Raw genomic sequence first — 6,190 nt, forward strand, 5'->3', positions numbered from 1 at the left:
GGGTCCTCTGTAACGATCGTGCCGATTAGGCACCCACGGATAGTGAGTTTTTGCATGTCTGAGGGAAAGCTTGATCAAGTTTCCCAGTCCGCACGCTTTTCGTAACCCATCTTTTCGTCAGACAAGAGTGCCTTCATGGGGTAGGAATCGAAGGTCGGTACCAAAATCGAGGCAGTCCTAAAGTCTGCCGGTCCTTTCTAGCGGCCGGATCCATCATCGTTAATGCGATTGGCCGCAAAATCAGAGGATTAAAGAACTATGACCAGAATTAATACCAACGTTTCGTCACTTGTTGCCCAAAACCGTCTGCAAAGTAGCAACAACGATCTGCAAACCTCGTTGACGCGTTTGAGCACCGGTTTGCGAATCAATAGCGGGTCGGATGACCCAGCGGGTTTGATTGCCAGTGAAGCGTTGCGATCGGAAATCACCGGTCTAAACAAAGCAATCAGCAATACCAGTCGCGCCAACCAAATCATCAGTACCGCCGACAGTGCGTTGGGCCAAGTCAGTAACTTGCTCAACGACGTGCGGGGCTTGGTCGTCGAAGCGGCGAACACCGGAGCACTGAGCAGCGAGGAAATCGCGGCGAACCAACTGCAAATTGATAGTTCTTTGGAAGCGATCAACCGAATCGCACAGACCACGACCTTCCAAGGTCGTAAGTTGCTTGACGGCAGCTTGGGCTTCCAAACTTCCGCTGGCACCAATTTTGCCAAGGTCAAAGACCTGCAAGTGGACCAAGCAAGCTTGGGCAGCACCGGTAAGGTATCGGTGGATGTCACGGTCAGCAAAGCTGCGGAACAAGCCACCGTGGCTGTGGCCGACATTCCTGCGGGAATCACTGCCACTGCGGCCACCGGCGATATCACATTCACCAGCCAAACGGCGGCGGTCGCGTCGACCTTGGATTTCACACTCGGCGGCGAAGACTTCACGCTCACTGCGGACACCGCCGGTGCGGCCGGTGACGATCTTTCCATTACCGTCGTGGCGTCAGGCGGCACAGGAACTTCGCCAGTTGTTAGTAAGTCGGGTGACGACTACACGATCACGCTGGCAAGCGACTCGACCGCCACGGCGGACGATATCGCTACGGCATTCAACGCGTTTGTTGACGCCAACGACGACGATGCAACGTTGACCACCACCGGTGGTGCAACCAACGTCGGTGCTGCGACTTTGACTCAGACAAGTTTGGCAGGAGGTGCCGATGCGGGTACCGCCGAAACCGCAACGATCAACCTAACCGCTAGCGTTGCGGGTACCGCCAGCAACATCTCTAGCATCAGTTACGTCGAAGCGACTGGCACCACGACTCCAACTGCTGCGTTCGACTCGGGTACTGGCGTGTTGACGATTACGGTCGACGATGCCAGCAGCGTGACGCTGTCATCGGTGGTCGATGCCATTGAAGCGGGAACCGATTTTACCGCTGAAATTGAAACCGGAGGTGATTTCACCACGTTCGATCCGACAATCTCTACCGCTGCGAGTGCAAACTTGGTGGACGGAGTGGATGCGGGTGGTGGATTGGCCGAAGCCGCTGTATTTGAGTTGCAGGGCGCCAATGGATCGGAAGTCTTCAACGTCAGCAAGAACACCTCGATTGACGAATTGGTTAGCCAAATCAACTTGGTGTCCGATGCAACGGGCGTGAAAGCGACCAAAGACGGCACCACGTTGAACTTGACCTCGACCGCCTACGGCAGCGATGCCGTGGTCGATTTGCGAGTGATCAACGAAGCAGCCTCCGGAACGCTGACCGCTGCCGTCGGAGCGGGCAAACGGGATACCGGAGCGGATATCCAGGCCAAAGTCAACGGTATCGAAGCGAATGGCAAAGGCAACAGCCTAAACATCAACACTTCGACACTTGACCTTTCGCTAACCGTCGAAGAGGGATCGAGCGACAACATCAGCTTCGACATCACCGGTGGCGGTGCGAAGTTCCAACTTGGTGCCGATGTGGTCGGTAACCAACAAGCTCGTATCGGTATCAACAGCGTCAACACCGCTCGCTTAGGCGGAACCAGCGGCAAGTTGTTCGAGTTGAGCTCGGGGGGAGCGGCATCGTTGGCCAATGATCCTTCGAAGGCAGCCGAAATCGTCAGCCAAGCAATCGAGCAAGTGACGGGGATTCGTGGGCGACTTGGAGCGTTCCAATCGACGACCCTCGACAGCAACTTGGTCAGCTTGAACGAGACGCTTTCCAACTTGCAAGAAGCCGAAAGCTCGATTCGTGATGCGGACTTCGCCAAAGAATCGGCGAATCTGACACGTGCTCAAATCTTGGTTCAATCGGGCACCAACGTGTTGTCGCTTGCCAACCAAAATCCTCAAAACGTTCTCTCGCTGCTTCGATAATTTCGAAGCCCGCGTCGAATGAGACGATTTTAATAGTAGCGACAGGCCGCTCGAGAGCAATCTCGAGCGGCCTGTTTTCGTTTGGGGGCGATCGTGTTCGTCGCCCCGCCCCCCTTCCGACGGTCGTCACCCCTCATTCCTCTCGCCCCAATCTCCCCAGCAAAACTAGATTCTCGCAACCAGAGGGGGGCAGGTCGCAAGTGTTGTGGGGTTTCTAACTTGTCAAAGTCCAATCCATTTTGCCCAATCGGACCTTGAAACTGCGTCAACTGGTCAAGCTGTAACGACTATGCCTGATATCGGAGCACTTTGGAGTCGACCGATTCAGTTTTGCTGACAATACCCGCAGAGTTTCTAGCGACACATCCGATCTTCACACTGTCGGCAAAAGTGTCGATCCGAGGTTTGAGTCATTAGGACTCCGTAGCCTTTCCAGGAACACCGGTTCACTTCGGCCGGATTCGTACCTTCACGTTTTCGATTTGCCGCAGGAATAATTAAGACCATGACAAGAATCAACACAAACGTTCCCTCGCTCGTCGCCCAGAACCGTCTACAATCGAGCAACAATGACCTGCAAACGGCGTTGACGCGTTTGAGCACCGGTTTGAGAATTAACAGTGGCTCGGATGATCCGGCGGGCTTGATCGCAAGTGAAGCTTTGCGATCGGAAATCACCAGTCTTGGAAAGGCAGTCAGCAACACACGGCGTGCGAGCCAAATCATCAGCACGGCCGACAGTGCGTTGGGCCAGGTCAGCAACCTGCTGAACGATGTCCGTGGATTGGTCGTCGAAGCAGCGAACACCGGGGCGTTGAGCAACGAAGAAATCGCGGCAAACCAACTGCAAATCGACAGTTCATTGGAAGCGATCAACCGAATCGCGCAAACGACGACCTTCCAAGGTCGCAAGCTGTTGGACGGTGGTTTGGACTTCTTGACCAAAGCGGGCACGAACTTCAACAAGATCAGCAATTTGCAGATCGATCAGGCAAATCTTGGTCCTAACGGTTCGTTGAATGTTTCGGTGTCGGTAACAGCAGCTGCCGAACAAGCCACAGTCTCGATCGCGAACATTCCTGATGCGACCCCCGCAGCAAAATCAGCGGGATCACTCGATCTGTCTCGCACGGTCACGGCAGCTAATTCGGCTGGTTCACTCGAATTCACCCAAGCGAATGCTCAAACCGAAGCGACTTCGGGTACGATCACGCTTGCCAATGCGGGTGATTTCACACTTACCACCAAGGCTGGCGGAGCCTTCGAAGGCGCTGCGGGCGAAGGTTTGGACATCATCGTCCAAACCGTGGGATCGGGAACGCCATCGTCGATCGATAGCTCGGTCTCGGGCGAAGTGACGATCACGCTGGAAGAGGGCAAAACCCTCGCTGCAATCGCAACGGAATTGTCCGGCAACACTGACTTTGATTTTGCGAGTGTCGCGGCAGTCAACGTCGACAATACCGATGTGGTGGCCAGCGGATCGGAATCGCTTACCGGAGGTGCCGACGCTTCGACCAGTACTGCAACGATCGACATTACCGCCGACGCCACGGGTGCGGCCGGCGACATTGGCTTGGTCTTCACCAAAACGAGCGGTGCGACCACCAGCGCTAGCATTAATGGTTCGGGCGACATTGAAGTGATCGTCGATGATAGCGGTACGACGACATTGGAAGAGATTCGCGCGGCGATTGACGGCATCAGTGGTTACAGTGCTGCGATCACCAACGGTGACACGATTCCAGTCGGTGATTACGACAATACGACGGCGGCTCCGACCATTACGGCTCCGACCGGCGGTGCGGACGCTGCGACCTTGACCTCGTCAATCTCGTTGACCGCAACGACCAACGGTGCGACCGCTAACGGTGCGACGATCACGTTCAGCAAAGTCGATGGAACCACGACCCCAACGGCGGTCGTGGATGGCAGCGGCAATATCACCATCACCGTGGACGACGATACCGATGTCGCCGTGGCCGATATTGTCAACGCGATCAATACCGAAGGGACTTATGTCGCCGAAGCGGATGCCGGGGACACGTTGACGACTTTCAACGGCAGCACCGACACCGACAGCACGACCGCCTTCGCCGACGGTGGATTGGCAACCGGCGGTTTAGCAAAAGACGTCGTTTTTGAACTGCTTGGTAAATCGGGTTCTGAAGTCTTTAACGTCAGTGCCGGCACCGGAATTGATGACCTAATCACCCAGATCAACTTGGTCAAAGACGCGACCGGCGTCACCGCAACCAAAGACGGAACCTCACTGGTTCTGACATCCAGCGAATACGGTTCGGACGCCATCGTCGACCTGCGGGTGATTCAAGAAGAAACCGGGGGTACGTTCGAAACTTCGATCGGTGCCGGAGCTCGTGACACGGGTGCCGACATCAAGGCCAAGATCAACGGGGTGGATGCCAATGGCAAAGGCAACGAGTTGTCGATCAACACCTCGACGCTTGACGTGGCAATCACCGTCGAAGCCGGATCAAGCGACAGTGTCGACTTCACCATCACCGGCGGTGGAGCCCTGTTCCAACTTGGTTCCGACGTGGTCAGCAACCAACAAGCACGAATCGGTATCGGCAGCGTCGGCTCGGCTCGGCTCGGCGGAACCTCGGGAAAACTGTTCCAACTCGGCAGTGGCGAAGCCGCATCGCTGACGAACGACCCGAACAAGGCCGCACAAATTGTCACCGAGGCGATTGATCAAGTGACCAGCATTCGAGGTCGACTTGGTGCGTTCCAGTCGACGACGCTCGAAAGCAACTTGGTCAGCTTGAACGAAACGATGGCCAATCTGCAAGAGGCCGAAAGTTCGATCCGAGATGCGGATTTTGCTCAAGAGTCGGCGAACCTGACACGAGCTCAGATTCTGGTTCAATCGGGCACCAACGTGCTATCGCTCGCCAACCAGAACCCGCAGAACGTCCTGTCGCTTCTACGATAAGACTAAATGTTCCTGTTTGACTGGCATACGGCCGGTCGAGAGAGATCTCGGCCGGCAAGATGTCATTCTCGGACAACCCCACTTACCGTCACAGAGTACCGTTTATAGCGGATCTTTTTCTGGACGAATGGGCTAGTAATAGTCGATTGTGAGGTAGGGAATAGTGGAGAGTCTTGCGCAGATCCAGTCATGGAAGGGGTGCGTGGAACTCACCCGGTGCCAAGCTTGGCCCTTCTCGACCGTTCAAGACGCAGGTTGCGGCTTTTCGCAATGCTGCACTCCTATTACTAATGTTGCAAAACACTCATGGGGCGAATTCAATCTTCCGTCGGGCTTATCACCGGCACCGATATCGTCGGTACGGTCGATCAGTTGATTGCGATCAGTGCCCAACCGCGTGACCGTTTGGTCGCCAGCACCGAATTGCTGGCAAACAAACAAGCGGCGATTGCCGAGTTGACTGCGTCGGTGATTGGCGTCCAGCTTGCCGGGAATCGGTTGTCGAGCTCAACGCTATTCAAAAGCAAAACGTCAACGTCTTCCAATAGCGACGCGTTGTCGGTCAAAAGTGGAAGTGCAGCCCAAGTTGGTACCCATGTGGTGCGGACGCTGCAAACGGCCTCGACTCATAACACCACGTCTCTACAGCGATTCAGTGCTTCCGATACCGCGTTGGGCTTTACGGGCCAAATCAGTATCAATCATGGCGAAAATCTGATCGATGATTCGGTGGCGCTTTCGAGTCTAAATAATGGTCGCGGCGTGGAAGCGGGCGTCGTGCGGATCACCGACCGTTCGGGGAAATCGGCAGAGATCGATTTTTCCAGTGCGCGAGACATGGACGATGTGATTTCGCTGATCAACGAC

3 protein-coding genes are annotated in these 6,190 nt (G+C 55.3%); all 3 read left to right on the forward strand.

Features of this window, described 5'->3' with window-relative positions; genetic code table 11:
- Nucleotides 1-258 precede the first annotated feature (258 nt).
- Nucleotides 259-2,367, forward strand: coding sequence for a flagellin (locus tag ABX962_RS27045; protein WP_372724063.1), 2,109 nt, complete (start codon nt 259-261; stop codon nt 2,365-2,367).
- 505 nt (nt 2,368-2,872) lie between these two features.
- Nucleotides 2,873-5,323: a flagellin gene (locus ABX962_RS27050; RefSeq protein WP_372724065.1), complete on the forward strand. Its 2,451-nt coding sequence runs from the start codon at nt 2,873-2,875 to the stop codon at nt 5,321-5,323.
- Between the two features lie 306 nt (nt 5,324-5,629).
- The coding region (locus ABX962_RS27055; RefSeq protein ID WP_372724067.1) for a flagellar cap protein FliD N-terminal domain-containing protein at nt 5,630-6,190 on the forward strand (561 nt) is incomplete at its 3' end.

It is taken from the genome of Novipirellula sp. (genome assembly GCF_041583735.1).
GTDB lineage: Bacteria > Planctomycetota > Planctomycetia > Pirellulales > Pirellulaceae > Novipirellula.

Coding starts and splice junctions, on each gene's coding strand:
- ABX962_RS27045 (WP_372724063.1), top strand. CDS start 259: ATGACCAGAATTAATACCAACGTTTCGTCACTTGTTGCCCAAAACCGT.
- ABX962_RS27050 (WP_372724065.1), top strand. CDS start 2,873: ATGACAAGAATCAACACAAACGTTCCCTCGCTCGTCGCCCAGAACCGT.